Genomic DNA, 21,569 nt, shown 5'->3' with positions numbered 1-21,569 from the left:
GCACAGATGAGGAGGGTCACCAGTTTTTCTTGCGGCTCCAGCGGAGGCGTAGCTGATCGAAGCCCGGTGGTACGGCGATCCGCGTCGTGTTCTTCGGAGGCCAAGCTTCCGCGAGTACGAAGGGTTCGAGACAGAATCGGACCGCGGCGGAGTGGCTCCACAGGTCGGGGCAGGTGGCCGCCCCGACGAGGCGGAGAAGTTCGATCCTGCGAGGACGCGGAACCTGCTCGTGTGTTTCGAAGTTGCCGGCGAGGTGCCGTATCCCCTGTTCCCCGACTTCTTTCAGAGCAGCGGGGGTTCGGCCTCGGGTCTTGCGTGGATAGCGGATATCGGCGAAATTCTCCGGGTGTGGAGTGGAGGTGTCGTTCTCTCTCATCGAGGCCAGATATTCGGAGACGATTCCGCACCAGACATGGGCATCCACGGAACCGGTAGAGGGTCCTTGCGATCTGACGATGTCGATCGCGCTCTCGGTGACCGATTCGACGTAGCGGTCCTGTGCCTCCCGCGCAGTGTCGTCGAGTCGGAGGCTTGCTCGAGCCAGAAGGAGGAAGGCCGTATGCAAGGCCTCATCGACCAGGAGGGTCTCGAACCAGGTGGCACCTTTGCCCACTGTGAGTCGAAGGTGCGGTATCTCCTTCGGTTCGGGCACCCTGCGCGCGCTTCGTGTGCGAGTAGTGACATCTCGTTCGTTTCGATGAAAACCACCGAAGATCTCCCGAAGATCGCTTTCGAGTTTGGCGTACTCGGTGGTATCTGGGCATGTCGATGCGCGCTTGAGTAGATCGTTCTGATGGCCGGCCCCACGGCAGTAGCACTTACAATCCGCCTGTTTGGCGCTTTCGCAGGCGCTGTTGTGCCAGTTGGGCGGTCGAGGAGAGACTTTGGACAAGAAAACTCCTTGGGTGGTGATTTTCCCGGTGTGGTCGCGTGTATCCGTTAGAAGGTGCGTGGTGTATTAACGGTTGGGAATTCTGCGCCGATGGCCGAAGGGGTCCTAGTTAAGAACTATCAGCGTCAAGACGTGATTCGGTATCACCTTCCGGATAGAACTATGTTCCACGGGGTGCTTCGCATTCTGTTATTCGGAGTTTGAAGTTCCGGGGTCACCTCGGTGATCCCCTCTGGAAGGGGTAAGGACGCTCGTCCTGGATATCGTTCGCACCGTAGACGAAACCGTGCCGACTCGATATGGCCGCCTGGTGAGTACATCGGGGCGGGGCGGCACACGTTAGAGCTGGGGGCCGGTACCTTGGACGGCCTCATCGCGGGCTCTCGCGGTCTGGTGGCTGCTGGAGATCGAGATGCCCTCGTCCTTGTAGCCTTGGTCCGATCCCCCTCGCCTTGGTCCGATCCCCCTCGCCTTGGTTCGGTCACCGGCCGGGGCCATGAATGAAACGAACGGACATACGTGAGTTCGCACCCCTACGAACAGTTCGAGAGCAACCTTTCCTACGCCCGCAACATGGTGACGGGAGGACGGGCTTTGGAAGGTCTGCGCGGCCTTGCCGTGAACTACGGTGACCTCGCTGCGGCCCGCCCCGAGGACCTGTATCGGGCGGCCTGGTCACAGGCGGTGTCGGCCCTGGACCACTGGTTGCACCAGGAGGTGCTCGAACACGCTGTCGCTCTGGTCCGTTCCCCGGAACGTCCTCTTCCCGACCGGCTGGCGAAACTGAAGATGCCCTTCTCCACCGTGGAGCAGATGGCGGACAACTCCGTCGATTCTGTTTTCGCGGAGTTCATCGAGGAGGAGATCCGTCGGGACACCTACCAGCGCAGCAAGGGGATCGGTGAGGGGCTTCGGCTGGTCGCCCATCTCAACGCGCAGCAGATCTGGGAGCGGATAGCCGAAGGGCTCGGAACGAACGCCGCCGCGGCTCGGGACCGACAGGACAAGATCGTCGACCGGCGGAATCGGATCGCTCATCAGGCCGATCTGGACAGGGATGGGCAACGCACCCCGATGTCGGCCGATGAGGTCGAGGCCGCGGTGGTGTGGATCGAAAGCGTGGCCGAACAGATCAGGACACTTCTGGCAGGCATCCCGCAGGTGGTCGTCGAACAGGAGACCCCGGCCTGGCTCGTACGTGCCGGAAGGTACGGAGAACGCGAGAACTGGGCTCTGGAGAACGGTTTCGTGGGTGGTGGTTTCGCCGGATTGAGAGACTTGACCGCCGCCGACAGCCGGGCCCGCATGGTCGAAATGGTCGAGCAGGAGTACAAGGACGAGAGCCAGGGGCTCATCCGGAACTACGCCGGTCAGCTCTGGGCCTTTCGCGGCAAGATGCAGATCGGTGACCTCGTCGTTCTTCCGCTCAAGAACAGGAAGCGACCCATGCTCGCCATCGGCCGTATCGTCGGTGACTACGAGTTCGACGCCGAGGCTGCTGAAGATCGACAGCACCTGCGACGGGTCGAGTGGCTGCGTACCGACGTGCCGCGTGACAAGGCGGAGAAGGATCTCAGGAACACCCTGGGAGCCTTCATGACGGTGTGCGAACTCTGGCGCAATGACGCCGCCTGGCGTCTGGCCGAACTCGCTCGTACCGGAAGCGACCCCGGCCCGAGGATCGACGAGGTGTGAAACGGGTACGGGGGCAGAGGACGGCGTCGTGAGGGTGGCTTTCTCAGGCCCCTTCGGTTTTCAGAAGAGGCCTGAGGGCCCCGTGCTCTCCGAGGGATTCAGAGGGCACGGAACACCTGTTCCTCGTGCCAGGAGAGGGCGTCTTTGCTGGGGTGGTCTTCCCGTCGGCTCGGCAGGGAGATGGTCGCGTCTTCGAGTGAGGTGTAGTACTCGGCCGCGGAGAAGTGGTGGGACCGGAGGAGAGGGCTCACCCTGATCTTCGACTCCGGGGTGATCGTCAGGTAGCCGGAGTCGAAGAGTTTGTGGACGTCGGCTCGGAGCAGTAGTCCGTTGTCGAGGCGGTGCAGTCCTCCCTTGCCCACCGGATGGATGTGCGCCGCCTCCAGGGTCGGGGGCACGTCGGTGCCCGTCACGGCGCATCGTCCCCGGTAGGCGTCGATGAGGGCGAGTTTGAAGGCCTCCTGCCCCAGCCGTCTGCGTACGAGAGCGTGGCCGCCTCTGGTGGGGCCGGTGTGAGCCCAGGTGGCGGTGGCGTGAGGTTCGTCGTCGAGAGGGGAGCGGTCATCGGCGGCCAGGATGCGGTCGACGGCCTCGGTGAAGTACGAGGAATGCTCTCCACGGAGGATGTCGTCGTAGCCCTTGCCCTGGACCAGGTTGCCGGGGAAGTCCGGAGGCGGGGCGAGAGTCCGGCCCTCGGGGAGGAAGACGGGGTCCCGAAGCATGAGGCAGCCGATCACGGGGTCCTCACCTGAGGCGATGGCGGGCTTGCCCTCCTTGGTCCGGTAGGCGTTGAGGGCCTCGCACAGTTCGTTCAGGCCGGCCCTGCCGTTTCCCTCACCGAAGGCCTCCCAGGCCTGGGAGAGCGGCACCTGGGCGAACCTGCTGAACACGGCACCGCCCACGATCCGATTGTGCGGATAGCGGCTCTTGAAGAGGAAGAGATCTCCGGTGCCTATGCGTTTGAAGGACGTGTTCGAGGAAGGGCGCCAGAAGTTGATCTCGGTCAGATGGGGTCTTTCGGCCAGGAACTCGTACCATCGCGTATCGGTGATTCCGACATATGCCTTCATGAAGCGAATTATCCATCCTGAAGAAGGACGGCGAACCTTGGAGGCCCTGGACCGCGTTCAGCGCGGTTCAGGGCCCAGGGTGGCGGGAGGGTCAGGCGTCGGATTCGAGGAGGGCGACCGCGGCGGCCAGGACCTCGTCGAACTCCTCCTCTTGGGCGGAGCGTGCCTCATCGGCGGCCTCTTGGAGCAGGCGATCCCGACATTCGGTGTCCAGCCGGTCGTCGAAGCATTCCCGGGCCAGAGTGGAGGTGTCCACGTCGGGGGAGGAACCGAGGTCCATGCCGATCAGGACGAAGTGCACGTCCGCGACCTGCCCCCAGGCGGTCCACATGGTCATGTCGAGCCCGTCGGCGGACAGGTCCATGGTGAAGGCGTCGCCCTGGTCGGGGAGGGAGGGGAAGGAGGTCCCGCGGATGCTGCCCTCCAGAGTGATCCCGTCGCTGACCGCGGTCATGGTCGAACAAGAGGAGAGCATCGCCTCGTAGCCGGAGGCGTCCTGTGTCTCGTCGAAGTCTCCGGAGACCAGGACGTAGGTGTAGAAGGTGGGCGAGGAACCGGAGGAGACGGCGACCTGGCCCGCTCCCTCGGCCGCCTCCTCGGGGACGTCGGCGGGGCTGTCCTCGAAGGCCTCCTCGCAGGCCGCGGGTTCGATCGAGTCGAAGTCGGTGCCGCCCCCGCCCGAACCGTCGACCTCGTCCAGGTCGATCGTCTCCACCTCGAATCCGTCGGGGTAGTCGGAGGAGGGGAGTAGGAGGGACTCCAGCCGCTCGCTGGGTTCGAGGACGACCTGTTCGGAGCAGGCGGTCAGCGGAAGGAGGAGGGCGAGGGGCAGGAACGCGTGACGGGTCTTCGGGAACATGGGGGATCCTTGCGGGTTCTCGGGGGTGTTCCCCGGTTCCGACCCTCCTCGGGCGAGAGGGGTTCACGAGAGAGGTGTCACGCTCCGGAAGGAGAACCGGAACGAGCTTCCTGGCCGTTTCCGGTCAGTGGTCTCGCCCCTGTCCGGCGGAACGCCGACGGGCCGAGAAGCCGCTTCTCGGCCCGTCGGTGGAGTGGCGGTCAGAAGGAGCCGACGACGGAGACGAGGCTCACGAGCGCGACGACCACGAGGACCGGGATCACGAGGGTCACGACACCGAGGTCCTTGTAGGACTGGCGGTGGGTGAGCCCGCAGACGATGAGCAGGGTCACCACGGCACCGGAGTGCGGCAGGGTGTCGAGGCCGCCGGCGGCCATGGCGGTGAGCCGGTGCATCGCCTCCATGCTGATGTCCTCTTGCGCGGCCAGGGCCCGTAGGTCGTCGCCGAGCGCGTTGAGCGCGATCGTCATACCGCCCGAGGACGAGCCGGTGAGACCGGCGGTGATGGAGACGGAGAGGACGGAGGTCCACAGGGCGTCGGCGCCGAGACCGAAGACCGAGTCGCGGACGACGGCGAAGGCGGCGACCGAGGCGACGACCGCTCCGTAGCCCACCTCGGAGGCGGTGCTGAAGATCGGCAGCATGGACCGCTTGGCGCCGTCGACGAAGCCGTCCCACAGCGTGGTGAGGTGGCGGAGGTTGAGGGCGACCAGGACGAGGACCGCCGCGATGATGCCCGACAGCACGGCCCACAGCCCGAGACGTTCTTCGGCGGCGACCCCGCCGAACTTCTCCTGCGCCAGGTAGGACCAGTCGAGGGCCGGGAAGAGGAACAGGGTGCACGTGAAGTTCACGGCGAAGACCGTGATCAGCGGCAGGAAGGGAACGACGCGGTTGGCCGGCTCGAGCGTGGCGGCCCGCTGTTTCCCGTCGGTTTCGTCGGAGGAACCACCGGCCGAAAGAGCGCTCTCGGGGCTGTCGAAGCTCTCGCCCTTGCGGATCAGCGCCGTGCGACGGTATTCGAGCCACAGCAGGCCGAGACCGAAGATGAGGGCGCCGCCCACCAGCCCGATGCCGGCTCCGGCGAAGGGGCCCGTACCGAAGAACTGTCCCGGAATGATGTTCTGCACCTGCGGGCTGCCGGGCAGCGCGGTCATCGTGAAGGTGAAGATCCCCAGGGCGATGGTGGCGGGGATGAGGCGGCGGGGGATGTCGGCGACCCGGAAGAGCTCGCGGGCCAGCGGATACATGACGAAGGCCACGACGAAGAGGCTGATGCCCCCGTAGGTCATGAGGGCCGAGGTGACGATCGTCGCCGCGATCGCGCTCCGGGAGCCCACCAGCCTCGTCACGGTGCGGGCGATGCTCTCCGCGTAGCCGGTGATGGTCATCAGGACACCGAAGATCGCGCCGAACAGGAAGACGGGGAACCAGCTGCCGACGAAGCCGGCCATCGCCGGCATGAAGATCTCGGTGTAGGAGGCCAGGATCGGGGCCCCGGAGAAGACCACCGCGACCACCGAGGCGAGGGGAGCGGCGAGGATGACGGGGACGCCGCGGTAGGCGAGGGTGACGAGCAGGAGCAAGGATGTGACGATGCCTATGATTCCCAATGCCATGGGGGCTCCTCAGGGGGTCGGGGTGGAGAGTGCCGAATCCTCACCGGGAGACGAGGCGGTCTCCGAGGGGCGGGCGCGGTCGTCCGGCGGCATGGGGCGTTCCGCATCGGCGGGGGTGTCACCGCTGATCGGGCGGTCGCACATGTCGGTCATCTTCGCGCCGAAGTGACGGCAGGGGATATAGGGAACGGTGGGGTAAACCGCGTGAAGCTGTGGGGGGTTCGGCGGTTGAAGCGGTGGGGGTGGTCATGGTAATCGAGGCCGGTCGCGCGGGTGATCACGCCTCATGGGTGGTGCTCGGATCCACCGCTACGGGCGCCCCATGTGTCCAGCCCACGTATCGGGGCATCGCGCGGTCACGTCGCGCTCCTGAGGGCGGGCGCTCGGTGGTCAGACGCCGATGTTGAGCCACCAGATGGAGAGGTTGAGCGCGGTCGCGAACGCCACCCAGACCCAGTAGGGCACCAGGAGGGCGGCGGCCCAGCGGGAGACGCGGGCGAACAGGACGATGGTGACCGCCAGGGTCGCCAAGAGCAGGACGATGTCGACCAGGGCCGTGCCGCGAAGCCCGGCGGCGAAGAAGAGGGGCGACCAGGCCGCGTTCAACAGCAGTTGGACGGTGAACAGGGCCAGTTCCGTCCGGGCTCCGCGCAGGCCGCGCAGGCGCCAGACCAGCCAGCCGGAGACGGCGATCATCGCGTACAGGACGGTCCACACCGGCCCGAAGAGCCAGGAGGGCGGGGCCCACGACGGTTGTCGGAGGGCCGCGTAGTCTCCGGCGGTCTCCGTGTTGGAGAGCACTCCCACGAGCGCGGCCGCGGTCACGGCGGCGGCGAAGACCAGGGCCGCGAGGAGTGAGGACGTCGTCGACGGGGTGTGTCCTGCTTTGGCGGCGGTCATGGTCTCCCTCCGGGAACGGGGCTTCGGCCGTGTTCGGCCGGTCCCCTCACGTCGACACTACCCAAAGTGTCTATGGTATTACTCGTATTCCAAGCATCTCTCTTTTCAAACATTTCATGACCGAGGGGGCCGGGTGCCCCGAGGTCCATCGAGAGGGCGGTCTCCCTTCGGGGTTCGAGTCAGTCGGTGGGGGTGAGGGCGGAGAGGAGGTCGTGGTCGCCCCGGTCGGCGAGATGGGCGAGAAGGTGGTCGGGGGCGGTCGCCTCCGGTAGGCCGACGGCCCTGGTCAGGAGGGTCAGGCCTTCGGTGCCCGAAACCGGGTCGGGGAGGCCCGCGAGGCTCAGGGCGTGGGCGAGGGGGTCGGCCGGGGCGGGGTCGTGGCGGTGGACCTGGCAGAGGAGACGTCCCTCGGCGAGGGTGATGAAGGCGTGGTCGCCGACCCGGGCCTCCTCGGCGAGGAGGAGGGGACGGATCGAGTTCATGAGGGGCTGGTTCTTCCACGCCGCCACCGAGTCGCGGTCGCCGATGCGGACGGGGAGGCGGTGGCCGGGGCGCATGCCGATCCACGCGGCGAAGCCGCTGGGGATGGGAAAGCCGGAGCCGCGTAGATGTTCGCCGTTCAGGTCCACTCGAAGCCACCAGACGCCGTCCGGGCAACGGAAACAGCGACGGGTGCGTTCCACGGTGCGCTTGGGGCGGTAGGGGGCGGTGGCGTGGTCGGGGACGGTCCCGGGGAGGGCGACCCGGCCCGGGGCGGGTCGGGCGAAGGCGCTGCCGGAGGCCATGGCCCGGATCGAGTTCTCGGTGACGTCGAACCATCCGGTGATCCGTTCGACGAGGTCGGAGACGGCCATCTCGCCGCCGGCCCGCTCCAACTCGCGGCGGATGGTCTCCTCCAGCCCGAGGTACTCCCTGCCGCCCCAGGAGCGCAGGCCGAAGAGACGGCGGTCCCTGCGCACGATGCGTTCGTCGCCGTGGACCCGTTCGCGGAACCCGGACTCGTTGAAGTCGCCGCCGACCCGCTCGACGAGTTCGTCGAAGTGCAGGGGGCGACCGGCCAGGGACAGGACGGCGAACGCCTTGTCGGGGAGGTTGCGCCCCCAGAGGACGAGGTGTCCGTCCATGATCCGGGTCCTGGGGAGGGTCTCCAGCCAGGCGCCGGTGTGTTCGCTCGGGACGCCTCCGTCGAGGAGTAGGGCCGTGGCCTCGTGGAGGGGGAGCACGATCCGTCGGCTCAGCTCCTCGGAGAACCGTTCGGCGAGGGAGGTCGAGGCGCCGGTGACGATCCAGTCGCCGGCCACGCGGTGTTCGGGCAGTAGGGCCAGGAGGATCTCGCCCACCGGTAGGCCGAGGGAGGGGATGAGGTGCCGGTGGCCGGGGTCCAGGTTCCAGAAGGCCTTCAACGGGGTCGCCGTTCCCAGCGCGGTGGTGAGCGAACGCAGGTGGGCGGCGGTGAACGCGCCCTCGGGCCCTTCCAGGCGGGCGCGCAGGTCCTCGCGGATCTGTTTGTGGATCTGGCGGATGCGTTCCCGGGTGACCCCGAAGGATTCGCCGAGGCTGTCGAGGGTCTCGGGCGTTCGGCTGAAGACGCGTCGGACGGCCACCGCGCGACGGCGTTCGTCGTCGGAGGACAGGTGGGTCTCGAGTTCATGGACGTAGGAGCGGGTGGGTCGTTCGGGGGACGGCCGGTCCTGCTCGGGGACGTCGGTCCGGCGGGGCATCGTGGTCGGCGCCCTCTCGACCCGAGAGGCCGTCGTGCCGTCGGCCTCTCGGTCGACGTCCTCTCGGGGCAGACGGTCCAGCACGGTGAGGAAGAGGTCGCGCAGGTACTCGTGGGCGGCCTCGGCGCCCACCGGTTCGCGGAGGCGCCATACGGGGGTGGCGAGTACGGAGGGCCTCTCGCCGGCCGCGTACAGCGCGGGCATCACCTCGCCCAGGGCGTGCCCCTCCCAGCGTTCCAGGGCGAGTCGGGCCAGTCCGGTCGCGACGGATTCGGCGCCGATCCGTCCCGTCACCAGGGGCAGACGTACGCGTCGCCACCACCGTTCCTCGGTGATGCGCGGGTGCGCGAGGGCGCGATGGGCGGTGTCGTCGCAGGTGTGGGCCAGGGGAGGGACGACGTGGCAGAGGCGGATGTCGAGGGGCCGGGACAAGAGCGGCCTTTCTCTCCGGGGACGGGGGTGCCGCACAGATTAGAGGAGGCCGGGGACGTCGCGGACCCCGAAGGGACGGCTCGTCCGGGTTCCGGGCCTTGGGGAAATGTGTGGAACACGGCTTTTCGGGGTTTTCTCGGGGTGGCCGAAAAGGAGGCGTGTTCAGAGTGGGTGATGCGGCGGATTGTCGGTTTGTCGTGGGCGATTTCCATGTCCATGGGCTTCTTGTTCCCATGAGGATCGGATGGGCGGTTTCAAGCCGGCTACGGCCGGCTTCGTGTGTCATCGCTGGTCGTGGTGGTTGTGATGGGTATTCTCCTCAGGGGTGCATGGGCGAAAGGAGGGGGTTAGTGTCATATATCCGTTCTGGGTGTCGGTATCGAAGTGCTCATTCTTCTGTTGTCTGAAAAAGTTGTTCTTGGTCACCGGGTGGTGTCTTTCTCCTAGGGTGGTCGACGGTCCTTGAACCGGCGAAGACCGGAACAGGTCGTATTTCGTCTTTTTGGTAGCCCTTTCTCCGTCCGTGCCCCCGTACGGACGTCGACCACCATGAGGAGACACACAGCCGATGTCGATCGACTCGACCCCCGAGGTACGGACCGGCCAACAGCGGAGCCTGACCACCGCGGCGGCCCGGAACCTGGCCACCACCACCAAGTCCGCCCCGCAGATGCAGGGGAAGAGCTCCCGATGGCTGCTCAGGATGTTGCCCTGGGTGCAGACCGACGGCGGTGCCTACCGGGTCAACCGCCGCCTGACCTACACCGTCGGCGACGGTCGGATCGAGTTCGTGCAGACCGGTTCCGAGGTGCGGGTGATCCCGCGCGAACTCGGGGAACTCGCGATGCTGCGCGACTACGACGACATCGAGGTGCTGGAGGCGCTCGCCGGGCGTTTCGTCCAGCGCGAGTTCGAGCCCGGCGAGGTGTTGGCCGAGCAGGGGACGTCGGCCGAGCACCTCTACCTGCTGGCCCACGGCCGCGTGCACAAGACCAGCGAGGGCGCCTACGGCGAGACCAACCGGCTGGGGGTTCTGGCCGACGGTGACAACTTCGGTGAGCGCTACCTCCTCGACACCGAGCCGACCTGGGACTACACGGTCAAGGCCGCGACCTCGGGCACCCTGCTGGAGCTGCCGCGCCGGGAGTTCATCGCGCTCCTGGACGACTCCCCGAGCCTTCAGGCCCAGATCCAGAGGTTCCTGTCGGTGCCGGAGCGGGGGCAGAACAAGCACGGCGAGGCGGAGATCGCCCTCTCCTCCGGTCACACCGGCGAGGTGGACCTTCCCGGCACCTTCGTCGACTACGAGCTCAAGCCGCGCGAGTACGAGCTGAGCGTGGCCCAGACGGTCCTGCGCGTGCACACCCGCGTCGCCGACCTCTACAACAAGCCGATGAACCAGACCGAGCACCAGCTCCGGCTGACCATCGAGGCGCTGCGGGAGCGGCAGGAGCACGAGCTGGTCAACAACCGGGAGTTCGGCCTGCTGCACAACGCCGACTTCAAGCAGCGCGTGCAGACCCACTCCGGGCCGCCCACCCCGGACGACCTCGACGACCTGATCACCATGCGTCGCAACACGCAGTTCATGTTCGCCCACCCTCGGGCCATCGCGGCCTTCGGCAAGGAGTGCAACAAGCGCGGGCTGAACATCGGCACGGTCGACGTCAACGGTCACCAGCTGCCGGCCTGGCGCGGCGTCCCGCTCCTGCCCTGCGGCAAGATCCCGATCTCCGGCCACCAGACCTCGTCGATCATCGCGGTCCGTACCGGTGAGGACAACGAGGGCGTCATCGGGCTGCACCAGACCGGCCTGCCCGACGAGGTCGAGCCCGGCCTCAACGCGCGCTTCATGGGCATCGACGGCCAGGCGATCATCTCCTACCTGGTGAGCACCTACTACTCCGCGGCCGTCCTCGTCCCGGACGCCCTGGGTGTACTGGAGAACGTCGAGGTCCGCCCGCGTGCCTGAGCGATCGACACCGTCAGGGAAGGAGGCCTGAGTGTCACTGTTGTCACGGATGTCCGCGCCCTCGGCCGGACACATGACGGCGGATCTGGTGCGCGCCCTGCTCCGCGACCCGAAACGTCCGGGCAGCCCCGACCTTCCGTCGACGCCCCGGCTCGCGGTGCGGAATCGGACGGGCACGCGCCCGCAGAGCGGTCCCACCGGGCTCCGTATCCCGGGCGGACCGACCGGATTCGGCACCTCGGCGGCCACGATCCTGTCGCCCCCTCGGCCCGCCCCGGTCGAGAGCGCGCGGGGAACGTCGGGGACCCGGCTCCCGGACGCCCCCGCGGCCCCCGGCGTACGGGGGGACGACAAAGGTTCGTCGGTCCCTGTGCTCTACTGCCCTCCCGCGGTCCGGGACGACCCGGCGCTGGGCGAGGAGATCAACGACCGATTGGTCGAATGGGCCGAGGAGGTCGGTGTCTATCCCGGTCAACTCGACCGGGTGCGCGCGTGCGACTTCGGACGCCTCATCATGCTCGCCCACCCCGAGACCGACGACGTCGAGCGGCTGCTGGCCGCGGCCAAGTGCGCCCTGTCCGAGTGGTCCGTGGACGACCACTACGTGGACGGTGAGGTGGAGGAGGCCCGCCCGGAGCTGTTGGGGCAGCGGCTGGCGATCGCCCACTCGGTGATCGACCAGGCGCACCTGCCGCTGCGGTACGCCCCGCAGTTGGAGGAGGTCGTCCAGGCCGACCCGGTCATGGTGGCGTTGCGCGCGGCCCTGGACAACCTGTCCGAGTACGCCTCGGCGGCCCAGGTCCGTCGACTCCGCCACGAGCTGGCCATCATGTTCGTGGCCTACAACCAGGAGGCGGTCTGGGCGGCGACCGGCCAGCGCCCCCCGGTCTGGGAGTTCCTCATGCACCGGCACGAGAACAGTTTCGTGCCCTGCATGGTGCTCATCGACGCGGTCGCCGGCTACGAGCTGTCCCAGGCCGAGTTCTCCGACCCTCGGGTACGTCGTGTGTTCACGCTGGCCGGCTCGGCCAGCGTGATCGTGAACGACCTGTACTCCATGGGCAAGGAGGACCCCTCCGACTTCAGCGTGCCGAGGCTGATCGCCACCGAGGAGAACTGCTCGGAGCGCGAGGCGATCGAGCGCAGTGTCCTGATCCACGACGAGATCATGCACACCTACGAGACCGAGGCGGCCGCTCTGGCGCTGACCGGGTCACCCGAACTGCGGCGTTTCCTCGCCGGGGTCTGGGCCTGGCTCGGCGGCAGCCGCGAGTGGCACGCCCGCACGGCCCGCTACCACGGTGGCGGAGCCTGACCCCGATAGACCCCTCACCGGCCTCCCTCAGGCCGGGAACACACGACCAAGGAGTACACACGATGACCACGACCATGCCCTCCGACACCCGGGTGCTGCGTACCGACTACCAGAGGTCGGTGGCCGCCTACTGGAACGCCGAGAAGGATCCGGTCAACATTCGCCTGGGCGAGGTCGACGGGCTCTTCCACCACCACTACGGGATCGGCGACTACGACCCGTCCGTGCTGGAGGGCCCCGAGGAGACCCGCGATCAGCGCATCATCGAGGAGATGCACCGACTGGAGACGGCCCAGGCCGACGTGCTCCTGGACCACCTCGGCGCGATCGGGCCCGACGACCGAATCCAGGACACCGGCTCCGGCCGCGGCGGGACCGGCTTCATGGCCAACGCCCGCTTCGGTTGCAGCGTGGACGGGGTGAGCATCTCCGAGCAGCAGGTCGAGTTCGCCAACGCCCAGGCCCGTGAGCGGGGGGTGGACGACAAGGTGCGCTTCCACTTCCGCAACATGCTGGACACCGGCTTCGAGACGGGCTCGATGCGGGCCACCTGGAACAACGAGTCCACGATGTACGTGGACCTGTTCGACCTCTTCAGCGAGCACGCGCGTCTTCTGGAGTACGGTGGCCGTTACGTCACCATCACCGGTTGCTACAACGACGTGACCGGTGGCCGTTCCAAGGCGGTCAGCCGGATCGACGAGCACTACACGTGCAACATCCACCCCCGGAGCGAGTACTTCCGGGCGATGTCGGCCAACGGCCTCGTTCCGATGCACGTCGTCGACCTCACCGCCGCGACCATCCCATACTGGGAGTTGCGGGCGCGCTCCTCGGTGGCCACCGGGATCGAGGAGCCCTTCCTCACGGCCTACAAGGAGGGCAGCTTCCACTACCTGCTCATCGCCGCCGACCGGGTCTGACCCCGCGCTCCGGCTCCGGGGAACCGACTTCGGGCGTCCGCCTCCATCACGGCGGGCGCCCGCCACCGATCACGAAGGGTGTCCATGACCATCAGTACAGACACCGGAACGCCCGAGTCCGTGTCCGACGAACGGCGTCCGATCATGCTCGAGCTGGTCGACGAGTCCGGACGGACCACGGGCACCTCCGAGAAGCTGGCCGCGCACCGGGCCCCGGGGGTCCTGCACCGGGCCTTCTCGGTCTTCCTCCTCGACGGCCGGGGGCGTCTCCTGCTCCAGCGTCGTTCCCTGTCCAAGTACCACTCGCCCGGGGTGTGGTCCAACACCTGCTGCGGTCACCCCTATCCGGGGGAGCAGCCGTTCGCGGCCGCGGCCCGACGGGTGGGCGAGGAACTGGGACTGTCGCCCTCGCTGATGCGCGAGGCCGGGACCGTGTCCTACCACCATCCGGACCCGATCTCCGGTCTGGTGGAACGCGAGTACAACCACCTGTTCGTCGGTCTCGTGGACCGGGAGGTGAACCCGGATCCGGAGGAGATCCACGAGACGCTCCTCGTCGACCCGGAGGGGTTGGAACGGGCACGCGCGGAGGGGACGTTCTCCGTGTGGTTCCCGACGGTGCTCGACGCGGTGCGCCCGGCCCTGCGGGAGCTCCCGAACGGTGACGTCTGGTAGCCGGACCCCGCCGGCGCGGGTGATCGGCGAGCCCGTCGCGAACGGCCGGTGAGGCCCCGGGGAGGGGGTCTCACCGGCCGTCGTCGTGTCCGGGAACGGAACCGGGGCGCTCGTGCCCGGACGCCGGGAACGACTCAGCAGCGGGTATTGATGGTGTTCTGGATGGAGGACTTCTCCGCGCTGGTCACCGACAGGCCGTACCGGTGCTTCACGTTGACCCACGCCTTGACGTAGTCACAGTGGATCGCGGTCCTGGGCGGCATCCACTGGGAGGGGTCGCGGTCGCCCTTGGAGCGGTTGCTGGAGGCGCTCACCGCCCACAGTTGGGGAGCGGACACGTCGTTGGCGAAGGAGCGTCGCCGGTCGGTGGTCCATCGGTCGGCGCCGGAACGCCACGCGTCGTACAGGGGCACCATGTGGTCGATGTCGAAGTCGGAGGGGTTGTCGGTCCAGACGCCGTCGTAGTCGCTGGACCAGCGGCCCGAGGTCGGTCGGCAGTTCCCGTCCACCTGGACGGTGTGTCCGTCCCGACGCAACACGTGCTGACGGGCGTCGCAGGGGCTCTGGACGACGACCCAGTGCGGGAAGAGGCTGCGGTCGTAGCCGGATCCGCTGTTCTTGGGGCGCACCGTCAACCCGTTGAGCTGGGTCTGGGCGGCCGAGGTGGAGGGGATGCCGGGCGGAAGGGAGTGGTGGGCCGAAGCGGGGGAGGCCCAGCCCAGGACGGCGACCATGACGATCGCGGCGAGGGTCGCCAGGGCGCCGGACACCGTTCTACGGGGACCGCGGGGGAGGGAGGGGGACGTGGACAACATGTCTCCTTGGGGGAGTGCGACATATCGGTCCCTCCAACGATGGTCCTCGGTAGGGGCTCCGACCAGACCCCCAAGGTGAAGTTCCGTGTCCACGGGGGTGGCGGGGCGGTGAACCCGCCGGCGATACGATCTCCGTTCACCGGAACCGAGCGGGAGCATGCGATGTCGTTGTACGCGGGGACCTTCTCGATCGTCGCCCACGACCCCGCGGCCGGGGTGTGCGGCGTGGCGGTCGCCAGCCGGATGCCCGCGATCGGGGCGTTGACGGTGTTCGCGCACGCGGACGTGGGCGCCGTCGCCACCCAGGCGTTGATCAACCCCCTGCTGGGGGTGGACGCCCTGGAGCTGTTGCGGACCCTTCCCGCGGACGAGGCGTTGGCCGCCGTGCTCGCCGACGACCCCGAGCCCGACTCACGTCAGGTGGCCGTGGTGGACCGGACGGGCCGCGCCGCCGCGCACACGGGGTTCATGACCCACCCCTGGCGCGGCCATCGGACGGGGGAGGGGTACGCGGTGGCCGGGAACATCCTGACCGGCGGCGCCACCCTCGACGCGATGGCCGAGGCCTGGGAGTCGGGGGCCGACCTTCCGTTCGACGAACGGCTGTTGCGCGCCCTGGAGGCCGGCCAGGCGGCCGGGGGCGACCGTCGAGGGAGGCAGAGCGCCGCGCTGTACGTGCACACCGGGAACCCCTATCCCCACCTGGATCTGAGGGTGGACGAGCACACGGACCCGGTCGCCGAGCTGCGTCGTGTCCACGGGGTGGCCCGGCGGGAACTGCTGCCGTTCGTGGAGGCGCTGCCGACCCGGGAGAACCCGGCCGGCGCCTTCGACCGTCTTCACGAGGAGGAGACGGTGGAAGGCCGAACGAACGCGCGCGCGTCCGATCCACGTGGCCGGGAGCACCGTCCGGAGGGGCGATGGGCGGACGGCGCGGGGGCTAGCCTGGAGGGATGACCGAACCCGCATTCTCGGCCCCCCTCGACCCCGGGCTGGTGGCGGCGATCCTGGACACGGATCTGCCGCAGCACGTCATCGACGATCTGGCGCAGTCCCCCGACGCGGCGGGGGAGATCCTCCTGAACGCCGCCTACGAACTGCGCGGGTCCCGCCCCGATACGGCCCGGCGGGTGCTCGACCTGCTGCGCGACCGGGCCCCCGACGCCGACCACCGTCAGTACGCCGTGCACATGTCGGCGCGCCTGCTCCGCGAGGAGGGCCGGGCGGAGGAGGCCGACCGGCTCATCGAGGAGCTCATGCGCCCCGGTGTCCTGGGCCGCCCCATGGCGGCGGTGCTGGCCGACGAGTTCGCCGAGGCCGGAGACCTGGATCGGGCCCTGTACTGCTACAACGTCGCCTGTCGCAGTCTGCTCGCGGCGCCGGTCGAGCTCGTGGAGGGGATGGACCCGGTCGGGCTGCTGCCGTTGACGGGACGCGCCCGCGTACGGGAACGGCTCGGGTTGCCCGCGGACGAGCACGACCGCGCCGTCCTCGCGGCGGGCGAGGGCGGACCCTCCCTCGTGGACGAGATGGGCCGACTGGACGGGACCGCGGAGGAAGGGGGAACCTTCGAGGACCCGACCGCGCGAGTGAGGGTGGTGCTCACCGGAGAGGATCGGTCGTACTACGAGGACGTCGAGCGCGGCCTGCGGGAGAGCGCCGGGGAGCTCCGCTTCGTGGTGAGGGCCGACCCCGGGGAGATCGATGCCCACGCTCGGGAGCGCGGTCTCGATCTGAAGGACCCGGACACCCTCCGCTCCTGGGCACGGACCCTGGACGCCGACTCCGCGCGCCCGGTCGTCTGGCCGCCGGAGCGCAACGCCGCCTGCTGGTGCGGTTCGGGACGCAAGTACAAGAAGTGCTGCGGTTCCCCGGCCGTGCGCTGACGCCGTTCACCCGGGCGGTCCGTCGCCTCCGGGCCGCCCGTCGAGGGTGAGCCGCGGCATCGGCGGGATCCGGGCGTCGGGCCGGACCGGCCGTCCGGCCGGCCGAGGGGGACGTCCCTCTCGGACACAGGAGAGGATCTCGTCGGCCGCCAGGACCCCGGCGCGCTCGAAGCCGTGGGTGTTGGAGTCGACCTCGTGCCAGAGCGCGTCGCGGAGGACGATCCGGACCGTGTAGGGGGGACTCCGGTCCGGCCCCAGGATCGACCAGCGTCTCCGGAAACCCTCGGCGAACGCCCGGGCGAAGTCGCCCGGGAGCGGGGCGAGAGGTTCGCGGCAGAGCGGCGGCAGGTCGTCGACGACGTCCACGGCCCGATCCGTCTCCGCGCCCTCGGGCGGCGGCGCGGCGTCCAGCCACATCAGGGCGAAGTGGCCCGGGCACGCGGTCTGGACGACCTGACGGACGAACACACCCGTGATCGGGCGGGGGAGCGGTTCGGGCACGGGCGCCTCCGTGAGGGGGTGTGGGGAGTCGTCTCAGGCCCGGAGCCGGTCGAGTTCGGCGCGCAGTTCCTCGGCCAGGGCCACCGCGCGCTCCAGTTCCGGGGCCTTCGTGTTCTCCCGGTGGTTCGTCTCGGAACGCCTGCTCAAGGCGGGCCCGGGGGCCATGTTCACCTGGTCGGCGGCGCCGTCGGCCTCGATATCGAAGACCACCCGGTCCGACCGGTGCCAGCTCTCGAACCATTCCAACGGGGCGCCGGAACGGTCGAAGGTACCGCCCTCCAGGAGCAGGAGCGGCATCCCTTCGGGCACACCGAGCTCGCGGGCGATCTCCGGGGCGGCGGGCACGGCCCGGATCTGGCGGCGTCCGCTGGTCGGTACGACCCCGAACCGGGACTCCATCAGACGGTGCAGGGAGGCGTCGGCCAACATCGACGCCTCCAGACCGGCGAAGCGGTCCGCGGGCAGCCAGGTGCGCACGTAGGACAGGGGGTCCCCGTCCACCGAACGCACCCGTTCCAGCCGCAGCAGGGAGCGGGTGCCCAGGTGCTCCTCGGCGGCCGGGATCCCCGTCTCCACCGCGGTCAGCGAGACCACGGCCGTGGTCAGGGACAGGCCCTCGGCGGAGAACTGGTCGAACAGACCGGTCACCCGTTGCACGAGCCGGTGGTGTTCGGTGCGCACGGCCGCGACCGGGGCCCGACCCCGGGCCCGGCGTACGGTGCCCTCGTCCTCCAGGGTGGACAGGGCCTGGCGTACGACGCTGCGGGAGACCCCGAACCGTTCACGGAGCGCCGCCTCGCTGGGCAGCGTCTCGCCGGGGGCGATCGTGTGGTCGCGGATCTGCGCGCGGAGCACGTCGGCCACCTGGGCGTGCAGGGGGCGGGGGTCGGAACGGTCGACAGGCATGGCGTTCATTCTAGGGTCCGGGAACGACGAGACCCCCTGTTCCCGGTGGTGTCCGGGAACAGGGGGTCGGACGGCCGCGCCCCCGTGGTGCGGCCGCCGGGCTCAGGCTCCGGGGTTGGTGGCCCGCCACACGTGGCCCCAACCGGGGGCGAGCTCCGCGGCCCGGCGCAGGGCCAGGACCAGGCTGGCCTCGCGGGCGATGCCCTTGCCGGCGATGTCGAAGGCGGTGCCGTGGTCGACCGACACCCGCACCACGGGCAGGCCGGCGGTGATGTTGACCCCGTCGTCGCCGTAGACGGCCTTGAACGGGGCGTGGCCCTGGTCGTGGTAGCAGACCGCCACCAGTTTCCAGTTCCCGCGCACGGCGGCCGGGATGAGGGCGTCGGCGGGCAGCGGACCGTGGGCGTTGATCCCCTCGGCACGGGCCAGTTCGACCGCCGGGGCGAGGATGTCGGCGTCCTCGTCTCCGAAGAGCCGGTTCTCACCGGCGTGCGGGTTCAGTCCGGCCACGCCGATGGGCTCGTCGGGGGAGCCCTGGGCGCGGGCGAAGGCGCCCATCAGACGCAGTACCTCCAGGGTCCGCTCCCGGGTGACGTCCTCGATCGCCTGACGCAGCGAGACGTGGGTGGTGAGGTGGAAGAAGGACAGCTCGCCGGCGGACAGCACCAGGCTGTAGTCGCTCACCCCGAACTCGTGGGCGAGCAGTTCGGTGTGGCCGGGCCAGGCGTGTCCGCCCAGGTGCATCGCGGCCTTGTTCAGCGGCGGGGTGACGATGCCGTCGACCAGGCCGCGCTTGGCCAGGTCCACGGCCTCGATGACGAAGCGGGCGGCCCCGTCGCCGGCCTCGGCGCTCAGCTCGCCGGCGGGGACGTGGCCCAGGGAGGGGCCGGTCTGCACGATGTCGATGACGGCGGGGTCGTCGGCGGCGTCCGCGGGGGACGCGATCGGGTTGACCGCGTCGGGGTCCTCGCCCACCGCGCGGACGGCGTTGCGCAGCGCGTCGGCGTCACCGACCACCACCGGACGGGAGACCTCGCGCACCTCGGGGTGGCGCAGCAGGGACTTGGCGGTGATCTCCGGACCGATCCCGGCGACGTCGCCGAGGGTGACCGCGAGAGTGGGACGGCTCATTCGTTGCTGCCTTTCGTGTGACGGACCGCCTCGGCGGCGTCCAAGAGTGCGGTGGGGGAGCCGAAGCCCCCCGCCTTGGTGACGATGGTGAGGCCGTGTCGGGGGCCGCCCGACAGGGCGCCGATCGGGATGCCGGGGGCGACCTCTCCGGTCAGCCGGATGGCGTTGGCCTCCAGGCGGGAGGTGAGGGCGCGGGCGCCGTCGCCTCCGGTGACCACGAACCCGGAGATCTCGTGTCGCTCGGCGATGTCGGAGCAGAGGGCCCCCAACCGGCGGGACACGTCCTCCGGGGAGAGGGAACCGCCCCGGTCCTCCGGAGCCACGATCACGGTCCGGGGCGCCTCGGTGTCGAAGCGCTCCAGGACGGTGTCGCTCCACCGGCGCCAGGAGAGGTCGTCGGCCAGGTCCTCGGGCTCGGGACGCTCCAGCCGGGTGCCGGGGTCGTCGGCCAGTCGGGCGACCTGTTCGCGGGCGACGCCGTGCAGGGAGGTGACCATGACGAGCGAGGGCGCGAGGCCGGTGCGCGGAGGCCGGGAACGGGCGAGCCGGGTGGCGAGCCCGGCGGAGCCCACCGGGAGGGCGTCGGGGCCGAGCGCGACGACGGCCGCCGCGACCCGGTCCAGGTCCTCGTCGGTCCGGGCGTCCACGACGACCACGGGCCCCGCCGCGCGCAGGAGGGCCGCGTCCTCCGCGGCCGTGTCACCGGTCAGGACGACGTGTTCGGCGCCGAGCAGCGCGGCGACGTCGCTCTCGGTCACCGGGGTCACCGGGTCGCGGCCGACGGCGGTGCGATGGACCTCCACGCCGTCCACGAGCAGGATCCCGTCCTGGACGACGCGCCCTGTGGCGGGGAAGGCCGGGCAGACCACGGCCACCGCGTCGGGGGTCCAGGAGGACAGGGCCCCGTCGATCTCGGCGCGCAGCGGACCGCGCAGGGTGGAGTCCACCTTCTTGTAGACCAGCCCGACACCGGCCTCTCGCAGGTCGCGTACGGCGCGGGCGACGGTGGCGGAGGCCTCCTCCGCGGGCAGGGCCCGGGAGTCGGTGGTGATGGCGACGACGTCGGCGTCACCACCGGCCGGGGTGAGGCGGAGTTCGGTGCGGTGACCCGCGTGGACGAACTGGACGGCGGTGTCGCCCGCGCCGGTCAGGTCGTCGGCGACGATCGCGATGCGCGGGGTGGTCACGAGGCGGCCCCCTTCGTGGCGGTGGCCGCGGCGGCGGCCTCCAGCTCCTCTCGTTCGGCCTCGGCCGGGCGGGCGCCGGCGCGGCGCAGGACCCAGGTGGTGACCAGAGGGGCGAGGAGGGCGGTGACCAGGACGCTCGCGGCGACCTGGGAGGTGGCGGTGCCCACGTAGGCGCTGAAGGAGGGGTCCGCGGCGGCGACGACGGCCGGGGTGGCCACGGCGTTGCCGGAGGTGGTGCCGGCGGCGAAGCCGACGCCGGACTCTCCACCGCGTCGGAGCAGGAAGCGGTAGCCCAGGTAGACCAGTCCGCCGGTGAACAGGGTGATGACCACACCCATCAGGACGCCGGTCAGACCGCCTCGGGCGACGTCGCCGAGGTCGATTCCGGTACCGAGGGCGAAGGCGAAGAAGGGGATGACGATGCCGGGCACGGGCTTGAGCACCGAGCGCCACTGGGCGTCGACGTTGCCGATCACCACGCCCAGAAGGAAGGGCAGGATCGCGGCGAGCAGGGTGACGAACGGGATCTGGCCGAGGCCGGAGGCGCCGATGAACAGGAGGGCGAAGAAGGGTCCGTCGTTGACCGCTCCGGCGATGTAGGCGCCCCGGTCCTTGGTGCGTCCGTACTGGCCGGTGATGGCGAGCCACAGTCCGCCGTTGGCGTTGGTGGCGGCGGCGATCATCGCCAGGATGGAGACGCCGAGGATGCCCTCGGGGCCGGTGACCATGGCCAGGGCGACGATGAGCAGGCCGGGGATGACGCTCTTGCCCAGGAGGACCACGCCGGTGGTGGCCAGGACGGGACCACTGGTGCGGAGGGTGACCTGGGTGCCGGTGGCGAAGATCAGGAGCGCGATCAGCGGCAGGGCGCTGTCCTTGAACAACGCGGTGGTGAAGCTGCCGATGTCGAGGGCGGCCGGGGCGAAGGTGCCCAGCACGGATCCCAGGATCAGCGGGATGAGCATGGCCCCGCCGGGGATCTTGTTCAGCCAGTGGTAGAGGGGCACCACGGACCCGTGGTCGTCGCGCATGAGTGTCCGTTCGCAGGGGCCCGTGGGGTGGCGTTCCTC

The 21,569-nt window shown here is 69.5% G+C and carries 19 protein-coding genes; 7 read left to right on the top strand and 12 right to left on the bottom strand.

The annotated features are described in order from the left end of the window. Positions 1-16: 16 nt before the first annotated feature. Positions 17-892 carry a hypothetical protein gene (locus tag TR33_RS26505; protein WP_159068759.1) on the bottom strand — a complete coding sequence of 292 codons (876 nt, stop codon included), beginning with the start codon at positions 890-892 and terminating at the stop codon, positions 17-19. A gap of 519 nt (positions 893-1,411) precedes the next feature. Between TR33_RS26505 and TR33_RS25630 the strand changes: the two genes are divergently transcribed. Further along, positions 1,412-2,587, top strand: coding sequence for a DUF8426 domain-containing protein (locus TR33_RS25630; protein ID WP_052358052.1), 1,176 nt, complete (start codon positions 1,412-1,414; stop codon positions 2,585-2,587). Between the two features lie 98 nt (positions 2,588-2,685). Here the strand turns inward: TR33_RS25630 and TR33_RS00625 are convergent, their stop codons facing one another. The 5 genes from TR33_RS00625 to TR33_RS00605 form a co-directional block, all read right to left on the bottom strand. Then, positions 2,686-3,657 carry an HNH endonuclease gene (locus TR33_RS00625; protein ID WP_042280815.1) on the bottom strand — a complete coding sequence of 324 codons (972 nt, stop codon included), beginning with the start codon at positions 3,655-3,657 and terminating at the stop codon, positions 2,686-2,688. Positions 3,658-3,748: 91 nt separating this feature from the next. Next, complete coding sequence (locus TR33_RS00620; RefSeq protein ID WP_042280813.1) at positions 3,749-4,516, bottom strand: hypothetical protein; 768 nt, start codon at positions 4,514-4,516, stop codon at positions 3,749-3,751. Positions 4,517-4,716: 200 nt separating this feature from the next. Next, on the bottom strand, positions 4,717-6,135 hold the full coding sequence (locus tag TR33_RS00615) for a GntP family permease (protein WP_014908969.1): 1,419 nt from the start codon (positions 6,133-6,135) through the stop codon (positions 4,717-4,719). 390 nt (positions 6,136-6,525) lie between these two features. Beyond that, positions 6,526-7,035 (bottom strand): TspO/MBR family protein, encoded by a 510-nt coding sequence (locus tag TR33_RS00610; protein WP_017533908.1) that lies wholly within the window; start codon positions 7,033-7,035, stop codon positions 6,526-6,528. Between the two features lie 179 nt (positions 7,036-7,214). After that, positions 7,215-9,188 (bottom strand): sigma factor-like helix-turn-helix DNA-binding protein, encoded by a 1,974-nt coding sequence (locus tag TR33_RS00605; protein ID WP_042280811.1) that lies wholly within the window; start codon positions 9,186-9,188, stop codon positions 7,215-7,217. Between the two features lie 568 nt (positions 9,189-9,756). Between TR33_RS00605 and TR33_RS00600 the strand changes: the two genes are divergently transcribed. From TR33_RS00600 to idi, 4 genes are all read left to right on the top strand, one after another. Next, positions 9,757-11,160 (top strand): family 2B encapsulin nanocompartment shell protein, encoded by a 1,404-nt coding sequence (locus TR33_RS00600; protein WP_014912272.1) that lies wholly within the window; start codon positions 9,757-9,759, stop codon positions 11,158-11,160. Positions 11,161-11,191: 31 nt separating this feature from the next. After that, positions 11,192-12,475, top strand: coding sequence for a family 2 encapsulin nanocompartment cargo protein terpene cyclase (locus tag TR33_RS00595; RefSeq protein ID WP_017533906.1), 1,284 nt, complete (start codon positions 11,192-11,194; stop codon positions 12,473-12,475). 62 nt (positions 12,476-12,537) lie between these two features. Beyond that, positions 12,538-13,398 carry a geranyl diphosphate 2-C-methyltransferase gene (locus TR33_RS00590; protein WP_042280809.1) on the top strand — a complete coding sequence of 287 codons (861 nt, stop codon included), beginning with the start codon at positions 12,538-12,540 and terminating at the stop codon, positions 13,396-13,398. Positions 13,399-13,482: 84 nt separating this feature from the next. Further along, positions 13,483-14,073 (top strand): isopentenyl-diphosphate Delta-isomerase, encoded by a 591-nt coding sequence (idi, locus tag TR33_RS00585; protein ID WP_017533904.1) that lies wholly within the window; start codon positions 13,483-13,485, stop codon positions 14,071-14,073. A 134-nt stretch (positions 14,074-14,207) separates the two neighbouring features. Here idi and TR33_RS00580 read toward each other — a convergent pair whose 3' ends face one another. Continuing rightward, on the bottom strand, positions 14,208-14,888 hold the full coding sequence (locus tag TR33_RS00580) for an HNH endonuclease family protein (RefSeq protein WP_017533903.1): 681 nt from the start codon (positions 14,886-14,888) through the stop codon (positions 14,208-14,210). A 168-nt stretch (positions 14,889-15,056) separates the two neighbouring features. On the opposite strand from TR33_RS00580, the gene TR33_RS00575 reads away from it, so the two are divergent. Together TR33_RS00575 and TR33_RS00570 are read left to right on the top strand one after the other, a co-directional pair. Further along, positions 15,057-15,845, top strand: coding sequence for a DUF1028 domain-containing protein (locus tag TR33_RS00575; RefSeq protein WP_234305730.1), 789 nt, complete (start codon positions 15,057-15,059; stop codon positions 15,843-15,845). After that, the gene (locus tag TR33_RS00570) at positions 15,842-16,774 is read left to right on the top strand and encodes an SEC-C metal-binding domain-containing protein (protein ID WP_042280808.1); all 933 of its coding nucleotides are present in this window, start codon (positions 15,842-15,844) and stop codon (positions 16,772-16,774) included. Before TR33_RS00575 ends, TR33_RS00570 begins: the two co-directional genes overlap by 4 nt. A 6-nt stretch (positions 16,775-16,780) precedes the next feature. On the opposite strand, the gene TR33_RS00565 is transcribed toward TR33_RS00570, so the two are convergent. From TR33_RS00565 to TR33_RS00545, 5 genes are all read right to left on the bottom strand, one after another. Then, the gene (locus TR33_RS00565; RefSeq protein WP_042280806.1) at positions 16,781-17,275 is read right to left on the bottom strand and encodes a hypothetical protein; all 495 of its coding nucleotides are present in this window, start codon (positions 17,273-17,275) and stop codon (positions 16,781-16,783) included. Positions 17,276-17,308: 33 nt separating this feature from the next. Continuing rightward, positions 17,309-18,190 carry a GntR family transcriptional regulator gene (locus TR33_RS00560; RefSeq protein ID WP_042280805.1) on the bottom strand — a complete coding sequence of 294 codons (882 nt, stop codon included), beginning with the start codon at positions 18,188-18,190 and terminating at the stop codon, positions 17,309-17,311. 93 nt (positions 18,191-18,283) lie between these two features. Continuing rightward, positions 18,284-19,312 (bottom strand): 4-hydroxythreonine-4-phosphate dehydrogenase PdxA, encoded by a 1,029-nt coding sequence (gene pdxA / locus TR33_RS00555; protein WP_017533899.1) that lies wholly within the window; start codon positions 19,310-19,312, stop codon positions 18,284-18,286. Further along, complete coding sequence (locus tag TR33_RS00550; protein WP_042280803.1) at positions 19,309-20,499, bottom strand: four-carbon acid sugar kinase family protein; 1,191 nt, start codon at positions 20,497-20,499, stop codon at positions 19,309-19,311. The genes pdxA and TR33_RS00550 overlap by 4 nt, the downstream gene beginning before the upstream one ends. Continuing rightward, entirely contained in the window at positions 20,496-21,530 is a 1,035-nt protein-coding gene (locus TR33_RS00545; protein WP_014911407.1) for a 2-keto-3-deoxygluconate permease, read from the bottom strand. The genes TR33_RS00550 and TR33_RS00545 overlap by 4 nt, the downstream gene beginning before the upstream one ends. Between the last annotated feature and the right edge of the window lie 39 nt (positions 21,531-21,569).

The sequence above is a fragment of the Nocardiopsis alba genome, assembly GCF_000710955.1.
In the GTDB taxonomy this organism is placed as follows: Bacteria; Actinomycetota; Actinomycetes; order Streptosporangiales; family Streptosporangiaceae; genus Nocardiopsis; species Nocardiopsis alba.
This window is presented reverse-complemented; position numbering and strand designations above follow the sequence as displayed.